Raw genomic sequence first — 218 nt, 5'->3', positions numbered from 1 at the left:
GGTCACCTAATCTATCGGCCGGTGCATGAATTGACTGACGTTCGCTGGAAAGACGTTGGTGAGCACATCTCGCAGACAATCGGACTGGCACAAGGTGAAGAGATCATCAAGGCCATGATTTTTGATCGGCTGGATATGCCTGGAACGTTGCTGATGGGAACCAGCGATGGTCAAGTCAAGCAGACCGAGTTCAAGGAATATCAGCCAGGATCGCGCTA

The 218-nt window shown here is 51.4% G+C and carries 1 protein-coding gene; it reads left to right on the top strand.

Going from position 1 to position 218, the window contains the following annotated elements; genetic code table 11:
* Positions 1 to 30 precede the first annotated feature (30 nt).
* Positions 31 to 218: hypothetical protein (locus LJE08_RS14750; protein ID WP_227403683.1), on the top strand; the 188-nt coding region annotated here is incomplete at its 3' end.

It is taken from the genome of Holdemanella sp. DFI.5.55 (assembly GCF_020593575.1).
Lineage (GTDB): Bacteria > Bacillota_I > Bacilli_A > Erysipelotrichales > Erysipelotrichaceae > Holdemanella > Holdemanella hominis.
This window is presented reverse-complemented; position numbering and strand designations above follow the sequence as displayed.